Annotated in this window: 23 protein-coding genes; 10 read left to right on the plus strand and 13 right to left on the minus strand. The window is 71.3% G+C overall.

The features are described 5' to 3' along the window. Positions 1 to 8 precede the first annotated feature (8 nt). From BJY17_RS02015 to fdxA, 6 genes are all read right to left on the minus strand, one after another. Positions 9 to 2180 carry an alpha-galactosidase gene (locus BJY17_RS02015; protein ID WP_179549901.1) on the minus strand — a complete coding sequence of 724 codons (2172 nt, stop codon included), beginning with the start codon at positions 2178 to 2180 and terminating at the stop codon, positions 9 to 11. A gap of 81 nt (positions 2181 to 2261) precedes the next feature. Then, positions 2262 to 2633: a DUF4180 domain-containing protein gene (locus BJY17_RS02020; RefSeq protein ID WP_179549902.1), complete on the minus strand. Its 372-nt coding sequence runs from the start codon at positions 2631 to 2633 to the stop codon at positions 2262 to 2264. Positions 2634 to 2742: 109 nt separating this feature from the next. Next, positions 2743 to 3153 carry a GreA/GreB family elongation factor gene (locus BJY17_RS02025; protein WP_179549903.1) on the minus strand — a complete coding sequence of 137 codons (411 nt, stop codon included), beginning with the start codon at positions 3151 to 3153 and terminating at the stop codon, positions 2743 to 2745. A gap of 246 nt (positions 3154 to 3399) precedes the next feature. Further along, positions 3400 to 4032: a superoxide dismutase gene (locus BJY17_RS02030; RefSeq protein ID WP_179549904.1), complete on the minus strand. Its 633-nt coding sequence runs from the start codon at positions 4030 to 4032 to the stop codon at positions 3400 to 3402. Positions 4033 to 4093: 61 nt separating this feature from the next. Further along, the gene (locus BJY17_RS02035) at positions 4094 to 4615 is read right to left on the minus strand and encodes a flavin reductase family protein (RefSeq protein ID WP_179549905.1); all 522 of its coding nucleotides are present in this window, start codon (positions 4613 to 4615) and stop codon (positions 4094 to 4096) included. Further along, on the minus strand, positions 4612 to 4959 hold the full coding sequence (gene fdxA, locus BJY17_RS02040; RefSeq protein ID WP_179549906.1) for a ferredoxin: 348 nt from the start codon (positions 4957 to 4959) through the stop codon (positions 4612 to 4614). Before fdxA ends, BJY17_RS02035 begins: the two co-directional genes overlap by 4 nt. Positions 4960 to 5039: 80 nt before the next feature. On the opposite strand from fdxA, the gene soxR reads away from it, so the two are divergent. Further along, positions 5040 to 5522: a redox-sensitive transcriptional activator SoxR gene (soxR, locus tag BJY17_RS02045; RefSeq protein WP_179549907.1), complete on the plus strand. Its 483-nt coding sequence runs from the start codon at positions 5040 to 5042 to the stop codon at positions 5520 to 5522. Positions 5523 to 5548: 26 nt separating this feature from the next. Here the strand turns inward: soxR and bla are convergent, their stop codons facing one another. Further along, positions 5549 to 6472, minus strand: coding sequence for a class A beta-lactamase (gene bla / locus BJY17_RS02050; RefSeq protein ID WP_179549908.1), 924 nt, complete (start codon positions 6470 to 6472; stop codon positions 5549 to 5551). A gap of 74 nt (positions 6473 to 6546) precedes the next feature. Between bla and BJY17_RS02055 the strand changes: the two genes are divergently transcribed. Together BJY17_RS02055 and BJY17_RS02060 are read left to right on the plus strand one after the other, a co-directional pair. Then, positions 6547 to 7479, plus strand: a complete 933-nt coding sequence (locus tag BJY17_RS02055) for a LysR family transcriptional regulator (protein WP_179549909.1) — start codon at positions 6547 to 6549, stop codon at positions 7477 to 7479. Beyond that, positions 7469 to 8374: a serine hydrolase gene (locus BJY17_RS02060; protein WP_179549910.1), complete on the plus strand. Its 906-nt coding sequence runs from the start codon at positions 7469 to 7471 to the stop codon at positions 8372 to 8374. The genes BJY17_RS02055 and BJY17_RS02060 overlap by 11 nt, the downstream gene beginning before the upstream one ends. 29 nt (positions 8375 to 8403) lie before the next feature. Here the strand turns inward: BJY17_RS02060 and BJY17_RS02065 are convergent, their stop codons facing one another. Further along, complete coding sequence (locus BJY17_RS02065; RefSeq protein ID WP_179549911.1) at positions 8404 to 9876, minus strand: carboxylesterase/lipase family protein; 1473 nt, start codon at positions 9874 to 9876, stop codon at positions 8404 to 8406. A gap of 84 nt (positions 9877 to 9960) precedes the next feature. On the opposite strand from BJY17_RS02065, the gene BJY17_RS02070 reads away from it, so the two are divergent. Further along, entirely contained in the window at positions 9961 to 10449 is a 489-nt protein-coding gene (locus BJY17_RS02070) for an SRPBCC family protein (protein ID WP_179549912.1), read from the plus strand. A 74-nt stretch (positions 10450 to 10523) separates the two neighbouring features. On the opposite strand, the gene msrA is transcribed toward BJY17_RS02070, so the two are convergent. After that, the gene (msrA, locus tag BJY17_RS02075) at positions 10524 to 11045 is read right to left on the minus strand and encodes a peptide-methionine (S)-S-oxide reductase MsrA (protein WP_179549913.1); all 522 of its coding nucleotides are present in this window, start codon (positions 11043 to 11045) and stop codon (positions 10524 to 10526) included. Then, positions 11042 to 11503, minus strand: coding sequence for a peptide-methionine (R)-S-oxide reductase MsrB (gene msrB / locus BJY17_RS02080; protein WP_179549914.1), 462 nt, complete (start codon positions 11501 to 11503; stop codon positions 11042 to 11044). The genes msrA and msrB overlap by 4 nt, the downstream gene beginning before the upstream one ends. A gap of 186 nt (positions 11504 to 11689) precedes the next feature. On the opposite strand from msrB, the gene metH reads away from it, so the two are divergent. Further along, positions 11690 to 15316: a methionine synthase gene (gene metH / locus BJY17_RS02085; RefSeq protein ID WP_179549915.1), complete on the plus strand. Its 3627-nt coding sequence runs from the start codon at positions 11690 to 11692 to the stop codon at positions 15314 to 15316. Here metH and BJY17_RS02090 read toward each other — a convergent pair. The 3 genes from BJY17_RS02090 to BJY17_RS02100 are packed head-to-tail and all read right to left on the minus strand — an operon-like array spanning position 15313 to position 18700. Then, positions 15313 to 16206, minus strand: coding sequence for an ECF transporter S component (locus BJY17_RS02090; RefSeq protein WP_179549916.1), 894 nt, complete (start codon positions 16204 to 16206; stop codon positions 15313 to 15315). The genes metH and BJY17_RS02090 overlap by 4 nt on opposite strands. Continuing rightward, the gene (locus tag BJY17_RS02095) at positions 16203 to 18170 is read right to left on the minus strand and encodes an ATP-binding cassette domain-containing protein (protein WP_179549917.1); all 1968 of its coding nucleotides are present in this window, start codon (positions 18168 to 18170) and stop codon (positions 16203 to 16205) included. The genes BJY17_RS02090 and BJY17_RS02095 overlap by 4 nt, the downstream gene beginning before the upstream one ends. After that, complete coding sequence (locus BJY17_RS02100; protein ID WP_179549918.1) at positions 18167 to 18700, minus strand: hypothetical protein; 534 nt, start codon at positions 18698 to 18700, stop codon at positions 18167 to 18169. Before BJY17_RS02100 ends, BJY17_RS02095 begins: the two co-directional genes overlap by 4 nt. 335 nt (positions 18701 to 19035) lie before the next feature. Here BJY17_RS02100 and BJY17_RS02105 point away from each other — a divergent pair, with 335 nt between their 5' ends. The 5 genes from BJY17_RS02105 to BJY17_RS02125 all read left to right on the plus strand — a co-directional run bounded on the left by BJY17_RS02105 (position 19036) and on the right by BJY17_RS02125 (position 23537). Then, a complete protein-coding gene (locus BJY17_RS02105) occupies positions 19036 to 19842 on the plus strand; it encodes an aggregation-promoting factor C-terminal-like domain-containing protein (protein ID WP_179549919.1) in 807 nt (268 codons plus the stop codon). Between the two features lie 298 nt (positions 19843 to 20140). Further along, the gene (locus tag BJY17_RS02110; RefSeq protein ID WP_179549920.1) at positions 20141 to 20956 is read left to right on the plus strand and encodes an aggregation-promoting factor C-terminal-like domain-containing protein; all 816 of its coding nucleotides are present in this window, start codon (positions 20141 to 20143) and stop codon (positions 20954 to 20956) included. A 135-nt stretch (positions 20957 to 21091) separates the two neighbouring features. Beyond that, positions 21092 to 22153 (plus strand): YihY/virulence factor BrkB family protein, encoded by a 1062-nt coding sequence (locus BJY17_RS02115; RefSeq protein WP_179549921.1) that lies wholly within the window; start codon positions 21092 to 21094, stop codon positions 22151 to 22153. 31 nt (positions 22154 to 22184) lie between these two features. Next, on the plus strand, positions 22185 to 22691 hold the full coding sequence (locus BJY17_RS02120) for a nitroreductase family deazaflavin-dependent oxidoreductase (protein ID WP_179549922.1): 507 nt from the start codon (positions 22185 to 22187) through the stop codon (positions 22689 to 22691). A 60-nt stretch (positions 22692 to 22751) separates the two neighbouring features. Beyond that, the gene (locus BJY17_RS02125; protein ID WP_179549923.1) at positions 22752 to 23537 is read left to right on the plus strand and encodes a lysophospholipid acyltransferase family protein; all 786 of its coding nucleotides are present in this window, start codon (positions 22752 to 22754) and stop codon (positions 23535 to 23537) included. Positions 23538 to 23552 lie beyond the last annotated feature (15 nt).

The following is a 23552-nucleotide window of genomic DNA, read 5'->3' on the forward strand; positions in this document are numbered from 1 at the left end:
GGTCTCGATCACTCGCGCTCGAGGTGCACGAGCACGGCCGTCTCCGGGCGCAACGCCGGAATCTCCACCCCCGATGTCATCAGGATGCCACCCGGCAGCGCAATGGGAACGGGGGAGAAGAGACCGTACGCGCCGATGCCGTCGACCTCCGCCAGTTCGACCTCCGTCATGCCCGGCATCTCGGCGCGAACCCGGTAGCGCGAGCTCGCGTCGAGTCCGGGCAGCCGCAACCGAAGGGTCGAGTCGGGCCCGTGCTCTGCGGCGATGATCGTGTAGAACGCCGCGGATCCGTCGGCGGCGACCACGCCGCGCACGACGGCGTCCTGGCCGGCACGGTCGCCGTTCACGACCTCGCCCGTGTGCAGCAACTGCCGCAGGCCGACGTAGCGCTCGATCCATCCGCGGAGTTCGGCGAGCTCCTCGCGCGATGCAGTCGTGAGGTCCCATTCGACGCCGAGATGGCCGATCAGGGCCACTGCGGCACGGAACGGCAGCGAATGCGTCCTGCCGGTCGTGTGCGACGTCGGCGAGGCGACGTGCGAGCCGATGAGCTCGGGGGGCAGCAGCAGGCCGGTGCCGGTCATGATCCGCATCCGATCGAGCGGGTCCATGTTGTCGGAGGCCCACACACGATCGGTGTGCTCGATGACCCCGCGATCGACGCGGCCGCCGCCGGAGCTGCAGCTCTCGATCTCCAGGCCGGGGTGCGCGGCCCGGAGCTCGTCCATCAGTCGATAGGTCGCCAAGGTCTGACGATGCACCGCGGGTGTCAGGTCGCGCCCGCTGCCGGCCTCGACGAGATCGCGGTTGTGGTCCCACTTGAGGTAGCCGATGCGCGAATCCGAGAGCAGTGTCGACAAGTGGTCCCTGAGGTACTCGTACGCCGCCGGATTCGTGAGGTCGAGCAGCTGCTGGTTGCGCCCCTCGATCGGCAGCGTGTCGCGTGCCCGCATGATCCAGTCGGGGTGTGCCCGCGCGACGTCGGAATCGAGGTTGACCATCTCGGGCTCGACCCAGATGCCGAACTGCAGGCCCAGGTCGGTGACGAGCGAGACGAGCGGGTCGAGGCCGTTCGGCCACACGGCGGGATCGTGGATCCAGTCGCCGAGGCCCGCGCGATCGTCGCGTCGGCCGAGGAACCAGCCGTCGTCGAGCACGAACCGCTCGACCCCGAGGTCGGCCGCGATCGCAGCGAGCCGGGCGAGCTTGTCGAAGTCGTGGTCGAAGTAGACGGCCTCCCAGACGTTGAGGGTGACGGGACGCGGCGATCGCGGATGGTGCGGCCGGGCGCGCAGCGACGCGTGATGACGGGCTGCGACGCCGTCGAGACCCGTGCCGTAGGAGGCGTAGACGAGCGGCGATCGATACTCCTCGCCGGTCGCGAGCACGACCTCGCCGGGCAGGAGGAGCTCGCCGCCGCCGAGCACCGCGGCGCTCGACGTGCGCTCGAGGTAGTGCTCGTGGTTGCCGCTGAAGCCGACGTGCATCGACCAGACCTCGCCGTGGCGGAAGGTGAAGCCGGGGGTGCCGGCGCAGAGCAGCAGCGCAGCATCGAAGCCGGTGCGCCCGCGACGGGATTCACGCGAGTGCACGCCGTGGCCGACGGTGAATCGCTGCGGCCAGCGCTCGTTGCCCCAGCGTCCGGTGAAGTCGAGCCCCTCGCTCGCATACGTCGGCACGGGGAGCACGAGTCGCAGCGCGTCGAGGCGGTACGGGTCGACCGAGGTGTTGCGGATCGCGGCCTGCATGGTCACGATTCCGGATGCCTCCATCTCGATGCCCAGTTCGAGCTCGAGCGCTGCCCAGTCGTCGCGGGCGCGGATGGCGAGGCGCCCCGCTCCGCTCGAGATCGTGTCGCCGGGCGCGATCGTCCGGTCGCCGAGGGCGGTCTCGACCACGGTGAATCGCGGAGACCAGGCACCGCCGTCGCGGCCTCCGACCACTCCGGGCCTGCCGAACCATCCGTCACCGTGCGCCGGCACGATGGTCAGCGCGAGGCGTGCATCCGGGCCGCTCGTCGCGGGGACCTGCTCGCCGACGACGCACGCGATCTGGAGCTCGTCGGGCGTCAGCTCGCCGAGCTCGCGGCCCCAGTGCGTCACCTCGGGCAGACCCGTGGGGTGGATGCGCAGGAGCAACGAGACGCCGGCGGAGGTCAAGTGCACTACCGAGTGAGACATGCTGCAAGTATCAGGCAAGATCTTGCATTGAGCCAGTGGTATTTCGACCGCGATCGTGCCCGGAGCGTGCTGAACCCGCCCTCAGCGTCGGGGACGTGCCGCGAGCCTCGCGGCGAGGGCTGCGGTGTCGGGCACGAACCACGCGGCATCGCCTCGGTTCGCCTCCCGCACGAACGCGTCGAAGGCATCGCTCGCCGCCGTGTGCTCGGTCACGTCGCCCACGATCGCGACGCGCAGGCGGTAATTGCCGAACTTTCCGAGCACCTCGCCGGCGAAGCCGGTCGAGAGGTCGAAGAACCGTTCGTCGAGCCGTTCGACCGGGATCGCGATGAGGTTCGCCCGGCTCGACCACGCGCCGCCCACCAGGTCGGAGGTGTCGTCATCGGTCGCGATCGCCGGGCCGTCGACGTCGAGAAGGTCGACGCGCACTCCGTGGAGCTCTTCGATGGGCATGACCCCACGCTAGACCCGGCGTGCGCGAAACGGCGCAGGAAACGGCGCAGCAGACGAGCGGATGCCGCGGGTGGCGTGCACCCGCGGCATCCGCTCGATTCTCGTTCGATCAGCCGAACGGCACGGCTTCGAGCACCGTGACCTGCACGGCGCGATTCGGCGCCTGGTAGGTGACGACGTCGCCGACGTAGTGCCCGGTGATCGCCGCGCCGAGCGGCGAGGTCGGCGAGTAGACGTCGAGGTCGACGGTCGCGTCGAGGTCGGCGAGCTCGCGGCTGCCGAGCAGGAAGCTCGTGGGCTCCGCGTCGTCGTCGAACCGCACCGTGATGCGCATGCCGGGCTCGACGAGCCCGTCGTCGGGCTTCAGTCCGACCTCGGCGTTGCGCACCATCGCACGAAGCTCGGTGGCGCGCGCCTGCTCGGTGTCGGTCAGCGTTCGGCCGGGCCGCGAGAGCTCGACGAGTTCCGCCTCGAGCCGCTCGAGTGCGGCCGGGGTCATCCACACGGATTCCGTGGTCATCGCGGAATTCCTCCCTTTCGGCGACCCCGTGGGGTCGTCTGGAACAGAACTTCCCAGCCTAGTCGAGTCGGCTCGAGAGGGATACCGCCTACTGGCTCAACCAGGCGATCAACGTGCCGATCGCCGTGAGGAGGATCAGGGCGAGCAGCCCGTAGCGCCGCAGTTGCACCGCGAGGAGCGCGACCGACGGGCGCCGGCGCGGTCTGCGCCGGCGCCGTGGCGCGCGAGGGGGTTCGGGCGGAGTGCTCAGCTGGCCCTCGGCACGATGAGGCCGTTGGTGGCGGTGCTGGCGGCCGCGAACCGCGCCTGCACGTCGGTCCAGTTCACGATCTCCCAGAACGCCTTCACGTAGTCGGCACGCACGTTGCGGTAGTCGAGGTAGTACGCGTGCTCCCACACGTCGAGCTGCAGCAGCGGGGTCACGCCGAGCGGCGCGTTGCCCTGCTGGTCGAAGAGCTGGAAGATCACGGGGCGGGCGCCCACGCTGTCCCAGGCGAGCACCGCCCAGCCCGAGCCCTGCACGCCGAGCGCCGTCGCGGTGAAGTGGGCGCGGAAGGCGTCGAACGAGCCGAAGCCGTCGTCGATCGCCGCAGCCAGCTCGCCCTCGGGGGAGCCGCCGCCGTCGGGCGACATGTTCTGCCAGAAGACGCTGTGGTTGACGTGGCCGCCGAGGTTGAACGCGAGGTCCTTCTCGAGCTTGTTGACGTTCGCGAGGTTGCCGCTCTCGCGGGCCTCCGCAAGCTGCTCGAGCGCGGTGTTCGCGCCCGTCACGTAGGCCTGGTGGTGCTTCGAGTGGTGCAGTTCCATGATCGTCGCCGAGATGTGCGGCTCGAGCGCGGAGTAGTCGTAGGGCAGTTCGGGCAGTGAATAGGCGGGCATCCGGATGCTTCCTTTCGATGTGCCGATCGCGGGTGCGATGCGGCGGCGTGGGACGACGAGGTCAGAGTTCGGGGGCGGCGTGGTCGAGGCGGTGGAATCGGCGATCGCGGTAGACGAGCGAGGGCGCCTGGTCGCCGAGGAACACGTCGAGCACCTCGGCGACGACGAGTGAGGACCCGCCGACCGGCACCACGTGCAGCGTACGGCAGCGCAGCGCCGCGGGGGAGTCGGCGAGCCACGGCTCGCCGGTCTCGAGCTGCGACCAACCCTGCTCGGGCGTGAACCGGGGCTGGCCCGATCGGGCGAATGCGCGGGCGACGTCGACGTGCTGGGCGCCGAGGAAGTGCACGACGATGCTGTCGGCCGCGAGCAGCGCGCCCGCCGAGCCCGTGGCCCGGGTCACCGAGAACGACAGCGCTGCAGGTTCGGCCGAGACCGACGCGACGCTCGAGGCGGTGAGGCCGACCGGTCCGCTGGGGGTCGCGCCGGTGATGAGCGCGACACCGGCCGGGTGGTCGCGGAACGCGGCCTTGAACGCGTCGGCCGTGGCGATGGCCCGGTGCGCGGTTGCGGCATCCGTCATGCGTGCGCCTCCTGCGGAGGAAGCGCTGCGATGATCGGGTGGTCGAAGGCCAGCATGCCGGTCTTCGCTGCACCGCCGGGGGAGCCGAGCGGCGTCGCCCCGCCGACCGACACCTCGAAGAATTCGACGTTGGCCTTGTAGTAGTCGGCCCAGACGTCGGGCAGGTCGTCTTCGTAGTAGATGGCCTCGACGGGGCAGACCGGCTCGCATGCACCGCAGTCGACGCATTCGTCGGGGTGGATGTAGAGCGAGCGCTCACCCTCGTAGATGCAGTCGACGGGGCATTCGTCGATGCAGGCCTTGTCTTTGACGTCGACGCAGGGCAGCGCGATCACATACGTCACCTGGCGGTCACCGACTTCACGATTCGCATGCCTCTACCGTAAAACCTCAAGTACCCTTGAAGTCAAAACGAGGGGGTCGGATGTCGCAGCATGACGCACTCGAGGCCGAGCCGGCATCGACCGGCAAGCACGCGCCCGACGAGCTGCTGACCGTCGGCGAGATGAGCCGGCGCACCGGTGTCGCGCCGTCGGCCCTGCGCTTCTACGAAGATCTCGGACTCATCGCCTCGCACCGCACCGGTGGCAATCAGCGCCGCTACCCGCGCCACATGCTGCGCCGGGTCTCGCTCATCTCGGTCGCCAAGCGGCTCGGCATCCCGCTCTCCGACGTGCAGACGGCGTTCGAGAACGTGCCGCTCGACACGACCCCGAGCCACGAGGACTGGCAGCGGGCGTCACGCCGCTGGAAGCGGCAGCTCGAACTGCGTCGCCTCGGCATCGAACAGCTCGAACGCGAGCTCACCGGATGCATCGGCTGCGGCTGCCTCTCGATGAAGGCCTGCCGGCTGCTGAACCCCGACGACGAGCTCGGCGAGCACGGGTCGGGGCCGCAGCGGCTCTGAGTCCGTCGTCGGCGGTTCAGCGGGCGTCAGACCGCGGCGATGAGACGTGTCACGTCGCCGAGCACGTCGTGGTTGCTCGGAGCGTCGGCGCGATCGGTGCGGGTGAGGATCGCGAGCGTCAGCGCCTCCTCGCCCGGGCGCCAGACGACGCCGGCGTCGTTGACCACGCCGTAGCCGCCGAGGCCGGTCTTGTCGGCGAGCTCGAACGGCGGCGTCAGGCCCGCGAGGATCCGCTTGCCCGAGGTCGTGTTCCGCAGCATCCACTCCTGCAGACGGGCGGTGGTGAGGGCGCCGGCGCCCTGGTCGATGAGCAGGAGCTGGAGGAGGAACGCGATGTCGTCGGGCGTCGACGTGTCGCGCTCGTCGCCGGGCGTCGCCTCGTTGACCTGCGGCTCAGGCCGATCGAGGCGGGTTCGGGTGGCTCCGAGGGATCGGGCGAAGGCCGTCACGGCCTGCGGACCGCCGAGCTCGCGCAGCAGCAGGTTGCCGGCGGTGTTGTCGCTGTAGCGGATGGCGGCGTCGGCCATCTCCTCAGGCGTGGCCTGCCAGGTCATCCGATTCAGCCTCGTTTCCTTGCCGACGACATCGGCGTCGGTGAACGGGATCGGCTTCGCCCAGTAGACGTCGTCGTAGCCACGTGCCTGCACGAGGGCGCCGGCGGCGAAGGTCTTGAACAGGGAGCACATCGGGAAGAGCTCGTCGCCGCGATAGCGGAAGGCCCGCCTCGAGTCGTGCCACAGCGCGGTGACGCCGATGGTGACGGAGGTCGCCCGCTCGAGTTCTGCGATGGCCTCCGTCAGGCGCCGGTGGCCGCCGACCGCTGGCGCTGCCGGTGCTGCGACGGCGGGTGTCGCCGAGAACGCGGCGGCCGCCGCGCCGGCCGTGGTGAGGCCGCCGATGGCGAGCAGGGATCGTCGGGAGAGCTGGCTGGAAGTCGGTCGATTGATCATGTCCGGGAGTCTGTCGGCGACCCGTCGATGCAGGCAAAGCACGAATCATGCCGATCGATGCCAGAATCGCATGCATGTCGCGACACCTCGACCTCCGGGCCGCGTGCGAGGCGTTCGTGTCCGTCGCCGAGCGGGAGAGCTTCACGGCCGGCGCCATCGGAGCCGGTGTCACCCAATCCGTTGCCAGTCGGCGCATCGCGGCCCTCGAGCAGCACCTCGGAGCACGCCTCTTCGAGCGCACCTCGCGCCGCGTGGTGCTGACCGAGTTCGGTCGCGGAGTGCTGCCGAGTGCGATCAAACTCGTCGACGCGGCGCTCGAACTCTCCGAAGACGCCGAGCGGTCGCATCGGCTCCCCGTGACGATCGGCATGCCGCACTCCTTCGACGCCGCCGTGGCCGCGAGGATCGCCGCCGCGGCATCGAGCCGGTCGATGACCGTCGAGTTCCTGCCGGGGCTTCCGGCGGAACGCGCGGCGGCGTTCGCGGCAGGGCGCACCTCGCTCGACATCGAGCCCGTCGCGCCCGATCGCGCCCGATGGGCGGTGCCGCTCGGGGTCGCGGGCACGGGCCCGACGGAGGGCGACTTCTTCTTCTCCGAGCTGCGACCGCGCCGCGGCATCCGCTCGCTCGTCAGGCTCTGGCTGGCGCCCGAAGACGACGTGCCGCATGTTCGCGACCGCCTCGAGCGGGTGCGGAACGGCGCGGGACTCGCGCCCACCCAGCTGCGAACCGCGCCGTCGCTCATCGCCGCGATGTCGGCGGGGCTCGGCGGCGACGACCTGGTGCTCTGCACGGGCTCAGAGGCCGTCTCGTTCGGGCTCCGATGGCGAGCGCTCGGAGATCTGCGTCTGGTGCGCGGGTACGCCGTGGCCGGGCGCGAGCGGGAGCTCCTCGCACGATTCCTCGAGTTCGCCGGTGCCGACGTCGCCGAGCTGCTGCAGTCCGCCCCGGTCGCGGGCGGTCCGTCCGAGACCCGACCGACTCGAGGCGGAACGCATGCAGACTGATCGCGCCGTGCTCCGCGACGCGGGTGACGTGCTGCACTCGGCGGGCCTGCGCGCCTCGATCGTGGTGCGCGATCTCGGGAGCGGGCGGCAGCTGTCGATCGCGGCCGACGACGCCTACCCGCTCGCCTCCGTCGTGAAGCTTCCGCTCGCGCTCGCCGTGCTGCAGCGCATCGACGACGGGCGGCTCGACCCGGCCCGGCCGGTGATGCTCGAACCCGCCGATCGAACGCCGGGGCAGACCGGCTACTCCCGGTTCCGGCATCCGACCACCGTCTCGATCGAGGACCTCCTGTACATGGCCGTGTGCCTGAGCGACGACACCGCGGCCGACGCCCTGTTCGACCTCTGCCCGCCCGATGCGGTCACGGCGTCGCTGCGCGAGGCGGGCATCGCGGGCATCACGGTGCGCCACTCGATCCGCGAGCTGCACCGCACCCTCGCGAGCGTGCTGCCGCCCGAGCAGATGCCGCAGGCGCTCGCGCTCGCCATCCGGGCGTCCACCCGAGGCGGCGGGCACCTGATTCCGCAGCTCGACGTGTCGAGCGCGAACGCGGGCACCGCGAACGCGTGCGTCGAGCTCCTCGACCGCATCTGGCGGTCGCCCGCGATCGATGGCCAGAAGGAGCGGCTGCGCGGCCTGCTGGCGATGAACGTCATGCGTCAGCGACTCGCACCCGACCTGGAGTCCGACGATGCCGCGTGGCACTCGAAGACCGGCACGTTCCTGCACCTGCGCCACGAGGTCGGCGTGCTCGAGCACGCCGATGGTCGTGCGCTCGCCATCGCGGTGCTCAGCGAGTCATCCGTGCCGGCGCAGCGCCAGCCCGCCGCCGAGCAGGCGCTGGGGCTCGCGACGAAGCTGCTGCACGATCGGGTCCGCTCGGCCGCGGCCTGACGGTGCCGCCGCCGGACGGCCCGACCGCCTCAGCCGCCGAGTTCCTGCAGCTCATCGAGTCGGGGTGCCGGAGCGACCGGGTCGTCGACGCCGTCGAAAATGCGCAAAGTGCGTTCGGCGCCCCACCGCGGCCAACCGGGTTCGCCGGCGGTCGCGAAGGCGACCCACGCCTCGTGCATGGCCGAGGCGAGCGACTGCGGCGCGGATGCCCCGGCGAGCGCCACCGAGTCGGGCGCGGCGAGCCCGTCGAAGACGAACCCGAGCTCCACGGCGTGCGCCGCGCCGAGGTCGCGCACCGGGCTGCGCCACGCGAACTCGTAGACCCATGTCGGTGCGCCGGCCGTCGCCCGTGCATCGGCAACCCGGTACTCGGAACGTCGCAGCAGCACGTCGGTGAGGATCGCGCCGAACACCTCGCCGTGCTTCGCCCCGGGCCGGTTGGCGCGGTACCGACGCACGGCAGCCGCCGAGATCTTGGCAGCTCGCCTCCCGAGGGCCAGATGCAGGCGCGTGATCTTGTCCACGGCGCCGCTCGGCACGAGCCAGAGGCGGTACTCCTCCGTGGTCGTGCCGATGAGGAGCGGCACGTTCGACGAGGCGCCGGCTGCGAAGCCGTCGGCGGGCGAAGCGGGCACGAGGTCGTCGTCGGTCGCGATGGAGAACGCCGGACCGCCGCCGAGCGGCGAGCTGCCCGCGAGCACCTTGGCCTGCGCCGCCACGAGCCGATCGGGATCGATCGCCGCGAAGGCGTCGCGAGTGGCGGGCACGCCGAGTTCGCGGGCGATGAGCGCGGTGATCCTGCCCGCATCGGCGGGAGACTTCACCTCGAGCGGCCCGCTCATGACGATCGCCCGCTGCATCACCTCACTCGCGACGGGCGACGCGGCGAGGGCGGCGACGGTCGCTCCGCCGGCCGACTGGCCGAAGACCGTGACCCGGTCGGGATCCCCGCCGAACTCGGCGATCTCGCGCTGCACCCACCTGAGGGCGGCGAGCTGGTCGTGCAGGCCGAGATTGAGCGGAGCGCCCTCGAGCACCGAGAAGCCCTCGGAGCCGAGTCGGTAATTGACCGAGACGAACACGACGCCGTCGCGGGCGAACGCCGACCCGTCGTAGCCGGGCAGCGCGTTCGACCCGTGCTTCAACGATCCGCCGTGCATCCAGACCATGACGGGCAGCTGCGCGCCCGCGGCATCCGCCGGTGCCCAGATGTTGACGTGCAGGATCTCGTCGCCCGGGATCGCGACCGTCGGCAGCAGTTCGCCGAGCGCCCCGGCATAGGGCGCCTGCGGAGCGGTCGGTCCGAAGGCCGTCGTGTCGCGGACCCCCTGCCACGGTTCGACCGGTTCCGGCAGGCGGAACCGGCGCTCGCCGAAGGGCGGTGCGGCATACGGAACGCCCAGGTACCGGGCGATGCCGTCGATGGTCTCGCCGCGGAGGGCGCCGGTGGAGGTCTCGATGACACCCTCGAGGGGTGCCCGCTCGTCGCTGAGTGGTTGCACCAGCTCATCTTGCACGTCGGAGTCCGGTTCGCACCACACTGCGCCGCGATCCACTCGGGACCCGCCGATGCGTAGGCTGGGCGCATGCCCGTCATCACGGCCACCGTGGTCGTTCCCGTCGACCCGGCCCTCGCGTTCGCCGTGTCGCAGACCACGGGCGAGGTGCGGTTGCGCTGGGACACGTTCATCCGCGAGCAGTACTTCCTCGACGGTGCGACCCGGGCCGCGAAGGGGGTGCGCACGGTGACGGTCTCGCGACGGGGTGCGCGCATGGTGAGCGAGTACGTGTCGTATCGACCGCCGACGAGCGTCGGCATGCGGGTCGTCGACGCCCCGTGGTTCTTCGAGCGGCTCGGCGGCGGCTGGCATTTCTCCGCCCACGGGAGCGGTGACACGCTCGCGAGCTGGAAGTACAACTTCGTGTGCCGCCCCGCGGTCATCCGCCCGATCGCGGAGTGGATCGGCACGCGCGTCATCCGACGCGACATCGATCGCCGCATCGCCGGGTTCGCGGCCGGATGCCTCGATCCGATCGTCGTCGCGGAGGCGCGGCGGATGCTCGACGCGGTCTGACCGGCGCGGTCCGACCGGCGCACGCAGTCGGGCCCCGACGATCATCGATCGCCGGGGCCCGAGTGGTGGTGGAACTACGCCGCGGGCTCGCTGTCGCGCTTCGGCAGCTTCCAGCCCGGCCGCACGAAGTGGCACGTGTAGCCGTTGGGGTACTTCTCCAGGTAGTCCTGGTGCTCGGGCTCGGCCTCCCAGAACGGACCGGCGGGCGCGACCTCGGTCGTCGCCGGGCCCGGCCAGAGACCGGAGGCGTCGACGTCGGCGATCGTCTCGTACGCGACGACCTCCTGCTCGTCGCTCGTCGGGAAGATCGCGGAGCGGTAGCTCGTGCCGATGTCGTTGCCCTGGCGGTTCTTCGTCGACGGGTCGTGGATCTGGAAGAAGAACTCGAGGAGGTCGCGGAACGACTCCGTCTCGGGGTCGAACACGATCTCGATGGCCTCGGCGTGCGTGCCGTGGTTGCGGTACGTCGCATTCGGCACGTCGCCGCCCGTGTAGCCGACGCGGGTGCTGATCACCCCGGGGCGCTTGCGGATCAGGTCCTCCATGCCCCAGAAACAGCCGCCGGCGAGGATCGCGGTCTCGGTTCGTGCAGTCATCGTGCGTTCTCCTGGTTCTCGAACAGTGCGCGGTATCGACCGTAGCCCGCCTCGTCCAGCTCGGCGAGCGGAACGAAACGCAGGGCCGCGGAGTTCATGCAGTAGCGAAGCCCGCCGGCCTCGCGAGGGCCGTCGTCGAAGACGTGGCCGAGGTGGCTGTCGGCGCCGCTCGACCGCACCTCGACGCGCTTCATGAAGAGCGAGCGATCGGTCTTCTCGGTCACCGCGTCGGGTTCGATCGGCTTCGTGAAGCTCGGCCAGCCCGAGCGGCTGTCGTACTTGTCGGTCGAGGCGAACAGCGGCTGCCCCGAGACGACGTCGACGTAGAGGCCGGGCTCGTGGTGGTCCCAGTACTCGTTGCGGAAGGCCGGCTCGGTGCCGTCCTCCTGCGTGACCGAGTACTGCTTCGGTGTGAGGCGGGCGATGGCCTCGGGAGTCTTCCGGTAGTCCTGTGACACGTGGTCCTCCTGTTCGGCGCCGCCGGCTGCGACGCTCACTGGAGAGAACAGCGGGGGGCGCGAGGCTGTTCCGGTTCGACGGCCTGCCCGCTGTGGGTTCGCTGTGAACGGATGCCGCGCCGGTGCACGTGACGCACGGTCCGTCACACGAGCGGCCGCGGCGCCCGTGATCGTTACGATTGCCGGGTGACTCAGGCCTCAGCGCAGACGGATTCCGCCTCGACCGACATCGAGGGAGCGGTGCGACCCGAGCGATCCGTGCACCTGCTCGAGGCGCTCGCACAGCGCGTCGTCATCGCCGACGGGGCGATGGGCACGATGCTCCAGGAGCACGACCCGAGCCTCGACGACTACCAGCAGCTCGAGGGCTGCAACGAGATCCTGAACGTCAGCCGCCCCGACATCATCGGGCGGATCCACGACGCCTACTTCGAGACCGGCATCGACGCCGTCGAGACGAACACCTTCGGTGCGAACTGGTCGAACCTCTCCGACTACGGCATCGACGACCGCATCGAGGAGCTCGCCGCGGCGGGCGCCGCGATCGCCCGGGAGCGCGCGGAGGCCTGGCAGGCGCGCGACGGCCGTGAGCGCTGGGTGCTCGGCTCCATGGGACCTGGCACGAAGCTGCCGAGCCTCGGGCACACGAGCTATGCGCACCTCAAGTCGACCTTCGCCCTGCAGGCGGAGGGCCTCATCCGCGGCGGCGCCGACGCCTTCCTCGTCGAGACCTCGCAGGACCTGCTGCAGACCAAGAGCGCCGTGAACGGCTGCAAGCAGGCGATCGCGGCGACCGGCGTGCGGCTGCCGATCTTCGTCGAGGTGACCGTCGAGACGACCGGCACCATGCTCATGGGCTCCGAGATCGGCGCTGCCCTCACTGCGCTCGAACCGCTCGGCGTCGACGCGATCGGCCTGAACTGCGCGACCGGGCCCGACGAGATGAGCGAGCACCTGCGCCACCTCTCGAAGTTCTCGAACGTGCCCGTCATGTGCATGCCGAACGCGGGCTTGCCCGTGCTCGGCGCGAACGGCGCGAGCTACCCGCTCACTCCCGAGGAGCTCGCGACCGCGCACGAGCAGTTCGTGCGCGAGTTCGGCCTGGGCCTCGTCGGCGGATGCTGCGGCACCACGCCGGCGCACATGAGCGCCGTCGTCGCGAGGCTGCGGGGTGCCGAGGCATCCGATCGCCGTATCGAGGCCGACCCCGGTGTCGCGAGCCTCTACCAGCACGTCAGCTTCGAGCAGGAGAGCTCGTACCTCGCGATCGGCGAGCGCACCAACGCCAACGGCTCGAAGGCCTTCCGCGAGGCGATGCTCGACGAGCGGTGGGACGACTGCGTCGACATCGCCCGCAACCAGGTGCGCGACGGCGCCAACCTGCTCGACGTCTGCGTCGACTACGTGGGGCGCGACGGGGTCGCCGACATCCGCGAGGTCGTCTCACGGCTCGCGAGCGCCTCGACGCTGCCGCTCGTGGTCGACTCGACCGAGCCGGCCGTGCTGCAGGCCGGGCTCGAGCTCATCGGCGGCCGCCCCGTCGTCAACTCGGTGAACTTCGAAGACGGCGAGGGCGGCACCAGCCGCTTCGCCCGCATCATGCCGCTCGTCAAGGAGCACGGCGCCGCGGTCATCGCCCTGACGATCGACGAGGAGGGCCAGGCGCGCACCGCGGAGAACAAGGTGCGCATCGCCTCGCGACTCGTCGACACCCTGGTGGGCGAGTGGGGCATGCGCGTCGACGACATCATCGTCGACGCCCTGACGTTCCCGATCGCGACGGGGCAGGAGGAGACCCGACGCGACGCCATCGAGACGATCGACGCGATCCAGCAGATCACGGCGAAGTACCCGGGCATCAACACGACCCTCGGCGTCTCGAACGTCTCGTTCGGGCTGAACCCCGCGGCGCGGTCGGTGCTGAACTCGGTGTTCCTGCATGAAGCGGTGGAGGCAGGACTCACGAGCGCGATCGTCGACGCGGCGAAGATCGTGCCGCTCGCCTCGGTGCCCGAGGACCGCCGCAAGGTCGCGCTCGACCTCGTGTGGGACCGGCGCGAGTACGACGCCGACGGCACGCTGACCTACGACCCGCTCGTGGCGATGCTCGACCTGTTCGCCGGCGTCGACATGGCCGCGATCCGCGATGCGCGTGCGGCAGAGCTCGCAGCGCTGCCCGTGGGCGAGCGCCTCGAGCGCCGCATCATCGACGGCGAGGCCAAGGGGCTCGAGGCCGACCTCGACCTGGCGCGCGCCGGGGGACTGAGCGCGATCGACATCATCAACGTGCACCTGCTCGAGGGCATGAAGGTCGTCGGCGAGCGCTTCGGCTCGGGCGAGATGCAGCTGCCGTTCGTGCTGCAGTCGGCCGAGGTGATGAAGAGCGCCGTGGCCCTGCTCGAACCCCACATGGAGAAGTCGTCTGCCGGCGGCAAGGGCACGATGGTCATCGCGACGGTGCGCGGCGACGTGCACGACATCGGCAAGAACCTCGTCGACATCATCCTCTCGAACAACGGTTACGAGGTGATCAACCTCGGCATCAAGCAGCCCATCGCCGACATCATCAAGGCGGCCGAGGAGCACGATGCCGATGTTATCGGCATGTCGGGCCTCCTCGTGAAGTCGACCGTCGTGATGAAGGAGAACCTCGAGGAGCTGAACGCCAGGGGCCTCGCGAAGCGCTGGCCCGTCATCCTCGGCGGCGCCGCCCTCACCCGCACGTATGTCGAGGACGATCTCGCCGGGATCTTCGACGGCCAGGTCCGCTATGCCCGCGACGCCTTCGAGGGACTCGCGCTCATGGAGCCGCTCGTGGCGATCGCCCGCGGCGCCGATCCGGCGACCGTCGGCCTGCCACCGCTGAAGAAGCGCATCCACCGGCCGGGGCTGCTCACCGTCACCGAGCCCGAGCAGATGCCGGCACGATCGGATGTCGCGGCCGACAACCCCGTACCGACCCCGCCGTTCTGGGGTACCCGCATCGTCAAGGGCATCGCGCTCGCCGAATACTCCGCGTTCCTCGACGAGCGCGCCACGTTCATGGGGCAGTGGGGCCTGAAGCCGAGTCGCGCCGACGACGGCGCGAGCTACGACGAGCTCGTCGAGACCGAGGGCCGCCCGCGCCTGCGGTACTGGCTCGACCGCATCCTCGCCGAGGGGCTGCTCGACGCGTCAGTGGCCTATGGCTACTTCCCGGTCGTCGCCGACGGCGACGACATGGTCGTGCTCCACCACGGCGACGACCCCGACGGGTTGCTCGGCGCGGCCGGCCTGCTCGCGCCCGACGGCGGCTCGGGCGGTGCGCTCGGCGGCGATCGACTGCGATTCCACTTCCCGCGGCAGCGCCGCGATCGGCACCTCTGCCTCGCCGACTTCGTGCGCTCGCGCGACGCCGGGCAGGTCGATGTGGTCGCCGTGCAGCTCGTCACCGCCGGGCAGCGCGTCAGCGAGGCGACCGCGAAGATCTTCGCCGAGAACCGCTATCGCGACTACCTCGAGCTCAACGGCCTCGCGATGCAGCTCACCGAGGCGCTCGCCGAGTACTGGCACTCGCGCGTGCGCGACGAACTCGGCCTCGGCGGGGAGGACCCCGACGACGTCGCCGGGCTCTTCAAGCTGCACTACCGCGGTGCGCGCTTCTCGCTCGGCTACCCGGCCTGCCCCGATATGGAGGACCGTCGCAAGGTCGTCGAGCTGCTGAAGCCCGAGCGCATGGGCGTCGTGCTCTCGGAGGAGCTGCAGCTGCACCCCGAGCAGTCGACCGACGCGTTCGTCTTCCACCACCCCGAGGCCAAGTACTTCTCGGTCTAGGCGGGCGGGACCGACTGCCGCCGGACCGACGGGCGCTGCGACGGCAGCTTCGCCCGCCGGAGGGAGGCGAGCACGGCCGGGCCGATCAGGGCGATGCCGATCACGGTCGTGACCGCGCGCACCGTGTCCCAGGTGAGCGTCGAGGTCACGAGCGAGTACAGCGCGAACGAGGCGAGGTTCTCGCCGAGCGGCGCCGCCCCGTCGTAGGAGATGCCGGTTCCCGTGCCGACGGCGAAGGGCCAGAACCAGAGGTTCATGATGAGCCCGAACGCATAGGCGGCGATGACCCCGTACCCGGCGAGCATGGCGATCTCGAGGGCGGTCGCGCGCCGCACGGCGGCCGTGGTCGCCGCCCGTGGGCGGATGGCCGGCAGCAGGCCGGCACCCGCGGCCACCCAGGCGCACGCGAACATCTGGAACGGCGTCCACGGGCCGATGCCGCCCCAGAGCACCGACGACACGGCGATCGTGAGCATGCCGAGCAGGAACCCGAACCGTGCGCCGAACGCCCTGCCGGCGAGGATCAGCAGGACGAAGACCGCCTCGATGCCGCCCACTCCGGCACCCGCGATGCGGATGCCCGCACCGATCGCCGCGAGCACGCCGAGCAGCGCCACCGCCTTCGCCGAGTGCATCTGCCGATCGAGGGCGGCGAGCACGACGGCGATGACCGCCGGCAGCACCGCGAAGGCCACGAACGGCGCGGCACGCTGCGCATCGGCCGGAACCGCCGTGGCGACGAGCGGCCAGCCGAACGCGGCGAGGGCGAGGGTGCTGCCGGCGAGCAGCGCCACGGTGGTGACGAGCTCGCGACGTGAGGTGGCACGGTCTGCGCGCGCGCTGTCGTCGACCCCGACGTGCTGGTCGGTTCGCGGCCCCACGGCGGTCATGCGATCACCTCCGCGGTCACGAGCGGAGCCGGTGAGACCGCGCCCCGCTCGATCGTGAGCTCGCGGATCGCGAATCGAGCGGCGAACTCGCGGTCGTGCGTCGCGAACAGCACGGCCCGACCGGCGCCGGCGACGGCGACGAGGGCGTCGCCCACGAGTCGCCGAGCCGCTGCGTCGAGCCCGCGGGCCGGCTCGTCGACGAGCAGCACGGCGGGCGAAGGGGCGAGCTGGATCGCGATCGCGAGGCACAGCCGCTCGCCCGCCGAGAGGTCGCGAGGATGCCGGAGGAGCAGGCCCTCGTCGAGCTCGCGGCCGAGCAGCGCCGCGAAGGCCTCTGCGGTCGGCGTCGCCGGCCGATTCCGGCGATCCGCCCGGTGGCACTCGGCGGCGACCGTCGTGCTGAAGAACAGGTCGTCGAACTGCTCGGGCACGAGCGTGATCGCGCGGCGGCGCGCCGTCGGGTCGAGCGAGGCGACATCGATGCCGTCGATCAGCATTCGGCCCGCGGCATCCGGCACCGCCATCGCACCCAGCAGGCTGCTCTTGCCCGCGCCGTTCGCGCCGGTGACCGCGACGCGCTCGCCGGCGCGCATGGCGAACCGCGCATCGCGCACCGCGAGCGTGTCGCCGTGTCGGGCCTCGAGTCCCTGCACCGAGACGAGCGGATGCCGCGGCCCCGCCGCAGCCCGGTCGTCGCCGACGACTCGGCCAGCAGGTGCCGGGGGAGTCGTCGGTGTCGACGGTGCGAGTGCCGGGGCATCGCCGATCGTGACGCGCCCGTCGTCGATCTCGAGCCAGACATCGGCGACGCCTCGCCACTCCGCGGTCCGATGATCGGCGACGACGACGCAGGCGCCCGACTCGTGCGCGACCCGGTCGAGCACCGCGCACACGACTCGTCGCGCCGCCGTGTCGAGCTCGGCGAGCGGCTCGTCGACGAGCAGCAGGGCCGGGAGCGAGACGAGGGCCGCGGCGATCGCGACGAGCGTCGCCTCACCGGCGGAGAGCGCGATGACCGGCCGCTCGAGCAGTCGGGCGATCCCGAGTTCATCGGCAGTCTGCTGCACCCGCTCGGCGATGAGCGTGGCGTCGAGGCCCCGCGTGGTGAGCGCGAAGCCGATCTCGTCGCGCACCGTCTCGGCCACGAACGACCGTCGCACCTGCTGGGCGACGACGCCGACGAAGCCGGCCGTCTCACGCGGCGTGAACCGGCGCCGATCGAGCCCGCCGATCTCGATGCGCCCGCCCTGCACGCCGCCCTCGAAATGCTGGAAGAGGCCGCTCATCGCGTCGAGCAGGCTCGACTTGCCCGCGCCCGTCGCGCCCGACACGATCGTCAGGCTGCCCGGGGCGAGTTCGAGATCGACGTCGTCGAGGCGCCAGACGCCGCCCTGGTCGAGCGAGGCCGCAGTGCACCGCACGGGCCGTTCGGCGTCGGCGGTCGGTCGAGCGGATGCCGCGAACCCGCGCACCTCCATCGAGGCGGCGAGTGCGAGGGCCCGTTCGACCGTGTGCTCGAACACCGGCACGAGGAGGGCCGAAGGCCCGCGCTCACCGCGAAGGGCGGCGGCCCGACGCATCCGTCGCACCGAATGGGCGAGCGCCGGAGCGGTGGCCCAGGCGATGACGAGCGCGCGCGAGACGGCGCGGATCGGGCCACGGGTCGCACCGAGCACGAAGAGGCGTTGCACGTCGATGAACGCGTTCAGCACGCCGAAGGCGAGGATGACCGCCGCGAACGGCAGCGCGCTGACCGCGGCGTTCCAGATGCCGCCGCTCGTGACGGGTCCGAAGAGCGCGATGTGCGCGAACGGGCCCTCGAGCGGCACTCGCGGCAGGTCGAGGAGCACCATTCCGCCACCGGATGCCCCGCCGAACACCAGGCGGTAGGCGACGCGCGACACGACGAACACCGCCGCGACGATCGCCGCCGCGCGCAGTGGAGCCGCGCGGAACCGCATCATCCGGCCGGCGTCGGAGTCTCCGTGCCGGTCGTGTAGACGAGGCCGACGCTCTGGCCGGGCTCGAGCTGCAGCGTGCCGAGGCCCTCCTGCGCGTACTCCCATTCGGCCTCGGCCGAGGGCTTCACCCAGAGCGCCCAATAGGCGTAGGCGGGCGGCATCGACTGGCAGGACTCGACGAACGAGGACTCGCCCGCGACCTCGACGGTCTCATCGGGCCCGGGCCGCTCGTCGACCCGGCAGACGATCTGGTCGCCCCACTCGACCGAACCCTCGGTCGTGACGCCGGCCTCATCGAGCGCCGCCGTCGCGGCGATCGCGGAGCCGGTGTCGACGCAGTCCGACGCACCCTCGCCCCCGAGCGTGCCGAAGTCGACGATCACGCCGATGCCGTCGCATTCGGCCCCGGCCTCGGTGCTCGCCTCGGCGCTCGCTGCGGCGGTCGGATCGGCGGTCGGAGCCGGAGTCGCGGCGGCGCAGCCGCTCAACGCGAGCGGACCGACGAGGAGCAGGGAGAGGAGGGGGGATCGCACGTCGACCACCCTACCGACGCGCGGTTCCGCACCGTCGCGGCGTGAAACAACCCGACATGTACGAACGTGACGCCCGTCACGAAGGGCTTGCCAAACCGAGGATCCCTTCGGTTAGTCTGTGCGGATTGGCAACTTCCGCGGGCGGAGGGCGCTCGCGGATCGTCGCACGGTGAGGATCGGCCGTCGGGTCGAGCCTCCGCTGGGGGAGAAGCATGAGCGAAGCGTCCGGAGTCTCGACCACCGCACGGCCCACGACGGGCGGATCGACCGGACCAGGAACCCCACGCAGACGCACACGACCAGCGCGCTGGCGCGCCATGGCCTCAGGAGCCTCCGTGATCGCACTGGCCGCAGTGGCGGGCACCGGCGTCATCACGAACGACACCGTCGCTGAACGTGCAGCGCAGGAGGCGGAGCAGATCGCCGCGACGGCGCAGCTCTCCGCGGCGACCGATCTCGACGCGAGCCAGCTGGGCACCCACGAGGGCATCCTCACGGCGCGGGCCGCGCAGGATGCGGTCGATGCGCTGCACTCGGCGGAGGCCGTGATCGCGGCAGCCGACGGCAAGTCGGATGCCTCGGACCTCGAGGCATCCGTCGCCGCGCTGCAGTCGTACGAGCTCCTCGCCCCCGAGCGGGTCTTCGAGCTCGCCGATGCGGCTCGCGCCCACGCGGTCACCGTGCAGGCCGCGGTCGTCGAGTTCGATCGCGTCGCGGCCGAGCAGGCCGCGGCCGAGCGGGCGGCAGCGGAGCGGGCGGCCGCCGAACGCGCGGCGGCCGAGCGCGACGCCGCGACGCCGCCGGCGAGCAGCGGACCCGGGCCGGCGGCGCCCGCGAACCCGAGCGAGGCGCAGGTCATCGCCCGCGACATGATGGCTGCCCGCCATGGCTGGGGCGCCGACCAGTTCGGCTGCCTCGTCGAACTCTGGAACCGGGAATCCGGCTGGAACGTCACGGCAGGCAGTCCGGACGGCGCCTACGGGATTCCGCAGGCCCTGCCCGGCAGCAAGATGGCGTCGGCGGGCGCGGACTGGCAGACGAGCGCGGCCACGCAGATCAGTTGGGGACTCGGCTACGTGGCGGGGAGATACGGCACGCCGTGCGGTGCATGGGCCCATTTCCAGGCGAACAACTGGTACTGATCCCATCGTCTGGGGCCTACAACAGCGTTCGGAACCCGTCCTCGGTTCGGATGACTTTCACAGGCGAAGCTGAGGTTCTGTCCAGAAGGCCTCGGCAGACTGGCCACTTCGCCCGGGCGCCCCCGCTCGTGGAACGTCGACCAAGGGTCATCCAGCGCACTGCGTCACGGCGACCCGCCTTGTGAAAGTCATGCAGAACCAGTCATCCTCTTCTGAAAACAGCCAGTCCGAAGCCCGCGAGACCGAGGAGCTCCGCCCCCGGTCCCGCCGCAACCGCCCCCTCTGGAGGAGCGGACCGATGCTCGCGGCCGGAGCCGTCGTCGCCGTCGGCGCAATGGTCGGCACGGGATTCGCCGTGCAGTCCGCCGTCGCCGCGACGAACGACAGCATCGCGCAGACCGACGCGCTGCGCGACGCCGCGAACCTCGATGTGGAGCAGCTCGGCTCGCATGCCGGCATCCTCGAGGCGCGGGCCGTGAAGGCCGCGAACGACACCATCGCCGCGGCCAACGACACGATCGCGGCGGCGAAGGGCAAGGCCGACGCCACGGAGCTCGCCTCGTCGGTCGCGGCGCTCGGCAACTACCGGCTCCTCGCCCCCGAGCGAGTGTTCGAGCTCGCCGATCGCACGGAAGCCCACGCGGCGCCGGTGCAGGCGGCCGTCGCGAAGGCCGACAAGATCGCAGCCGAGAAGAAGGCGGCTGCCGCTGCTGCCGCCGCTGCCGCTGCTGCTGCCGCTGCCGAGGCGGAGGCCGAGTCCGAGTCGTCGGGGTCCTCGACCGGCTCGCGCCCCAGCGGCCCTGCGAACCCGAGCGGCGCCCAGGCGATCGCGCGCGACCTCATGGCCGCGCAGTACGGGTGGGGTGCCGACCAGTTCGGCTGCCTCGTCTCGCTCTGGGACCGCGAGTCCGGCTGGAACGTCTACGCCGAGAACTCCTCGAGCGGTGCCTACGGCATTCCGCAGGCCCTGCCCGGTAGCAAGATGGGCACGGCCGGCAGCGACTGGCAGACCAACCCCGCCACGCAGATCACCTGGGGCCTCGGGTACATCGCGGGCCGCTACGGCACGCCGTGCGGCGCGTGGGACCACTCGGAGTCCGCCGGCTGGTACTGATCCGAACGGATGATCGAACGGCGGCGACGCCGGGCTGCGCGCCCGACGTCGCCGCCGTTCGGCATTGCAGCCCGATTCGGCGGCATCGGCGTGGGTCGTCGGCCGGCGGCATCCGCGGCTCGATAGCCTGACGGCATGAGCGAGCACGGGGGAGACGGTCCGAACGCCGCGAAGCCGGGCGCGTTCGCCGGAATCATCGCGTTCGGCACCCGCGTCACGGCGTGGGCCCTGGAGCTGAAGCCCGCCCGGGCGTTCCTCCTCTACCTCGAACGCCACGGTGCGATGCTGGCCGACAGCGTGACGTACCGGGTGCTCTTCTCGATCTTCGCGGGCGTCTTCCTCGGCTTCGCGATCGCGGGCATCTGGCTCTCGGGCAATCCAGACGCGCTCGCCGCGCTCGTGGAGACGGTCGATGCCGCGATTCCCGGTCTCTTCGGCGAGGGCGGGTTGATCGCGCCGGGCGACCTCGTGCAGCCGCTGACGCTCAGCATCGCCGGCATCCTCGCCCTCGTGGGGCTCATCGGGGCCGCGATCGGTGCGATCGGGTCGCTCCGCACCGCCTTCCGCCGCCTCGGCTCGCAGCCCGACGACCAGACCTTCTTCGTCTGGGTCATGCTCCGGGACCTCCTCCTCGCGATCGGGTTCGGCGCCGCGTTCGCTGCGGCCGCGACCGTCACGGTCTTCAGCACCACCGCGCTCGGCACCATGCTGGGCTGGCTCGGCATCGAGAGTCGCGATGCGGTCCTCGACGCCTCCTCCCGGGTCGTCACCGTCGCGGTGACGTTCGTGATCGACGCGCTCCTCATCGCGATCATGTTCCGCGTGCTCTCCGGCATGCGCCCGAGCGCCCGCTCGCTCTGGAGCGGGGCGCTGCTCGGGGCCGTGGGCCTCTCCGTGCTGCAGCTGCTCTCCGGCCTCTTCGTCGGCGGGGCGACCAGCAATCCGCTGCTCGCCTCGTTCGGGTCGCTCATCGCCCTGCTCATCTGGCTGAACCTCTCGAGCCAGGTCATCCTCATCGCCGCCGCCTACATCGTGACCGGCGTCGACGACGAGCACGACCGCGTGAGCGCGCGGTACGGCGCCCCGACGCTGGCGATCCGCCGCATGCAGCGCGCGGAGCGCCGGGCGACCGATGCCGCGGCCGAACTCGTCGCCGCACGCGAGGCCGTCGAGCAGGAGCGCGCGGGCGGTTCGTGACGTTGAGCGGTCTGGCCGACACAATGGGTGGATGCCGACCGTGCTGCAGCTCGTCCGTGCCGTGGTGTCGCCGCTGACCCGCACGCGACTCTTCCGTTGGTGCGCCCCGCGCGCGCTTCCGCCGATCGAGCGCGCGATCGCCGCGGTCTCGGGCGGGCGGGTGCAACTCAGCGCACTGCTCGTGCCGTCGCTCGTGCTGCACACCACCGGCGCGAAGTCGGGTGAGCCCCGCGACTCCGCGCTCATGTACACGCCCGACGGGCAGGGCCGCGCGATCGTCGCCGGCACGAGCTTCGCCCGTGACCGTCATCCCGGGTGGACCTACAACCTGATCGCGCACCCCGACGCCGCGATCACGGTGCGAGGCAAGCGGATGCCGGTGCGCGCGAGTCGCATCGCCGATGACGAACGCGACGCCGCATGGGAGCGCATCGAGGCGCAGTGGCCCGGGTACCGCGCGTACGAGCGGGAGTCGGGCAGGGTCGTGCGGCTCTTCCGCCTGCAGCCCGTCGCCGACGTGCATCACGAGTCGATGTGACGCGTTGAGGGAGCCGCGCGAACGCAGGACGCGCTCAGCGCCACGCCGTACGCTGGGCATATGACGCGACGCCCGAGTGACCCGATCTACAGCACGGCGATCGTCGCCGGGCGCGCGCTGTTCGGCTTCTGGGGCTTGAAGCGCAACGTGACCGGTGCCGAGCACGTGCCGACGACCGGCGGTGCGGTGGTCGCCATGACCCACTTCGGCTACTTCGAGTTCGCGCTCGTCGAGTGGGCGACCTGGCTCGCCAACCGTCGCCGCATCCGTTTCATGGGCAAGCAGAGCGTGTTCGACAAGCCCATCGTCGGGTCGATGCTGCGCAGCATGAAGCACATCCCCGTCGACATGAAGGCCGGCGCTGCCGCCTACGCCAAGGCCGTGACCGCGCTCCGCGACGGCGAACTCCTCGGCGTCTTCCCCGAAGCAGGCGTCAGCGCCTCCTTCACCGTGCGCCAGCTCAAGACCGGCGCGGCGCGTCTCGCGGCCGAGGCCGGTGTGCCGATCATCCCGGTCGCCGTCTGGGGCGGCCATCGCCTGATGACCAAGGGGCACAAGGTGAGGTTCTTCGAGCGGTTCGGCGTGCCGGTGAGCTTCGCATTCGGCGAGCCGATCACCGTCGCCGCCGACGAGGACCCGCACACCGTGACCGAGCATCTCCGTGCCACCCTGCAGCGCATGGTCGATCGACTGCAGGCCGAGTACCCGGTCGACGGCACCGGCATGTGGTGGCAGCCGCGCTCGCTCGGCGGCACCGCACCGACGCCCGAAGCGGCCGCGGCCGCCGACGCGGCACGGGATGCCGCGCGCGAGGCAGCTCGTGCCGCGCGCGACGAACAGCGCTGAGCCGAGACATCCTCG

This window comes from Agromyces hippuratus (assembly GCF_013410355.1).
GTDB lineage: Bacteria > Actinomycetota > Actinomycetes > Actinomycetales > Microbacteriaceae > Agromyces > Agromyces hippuratus.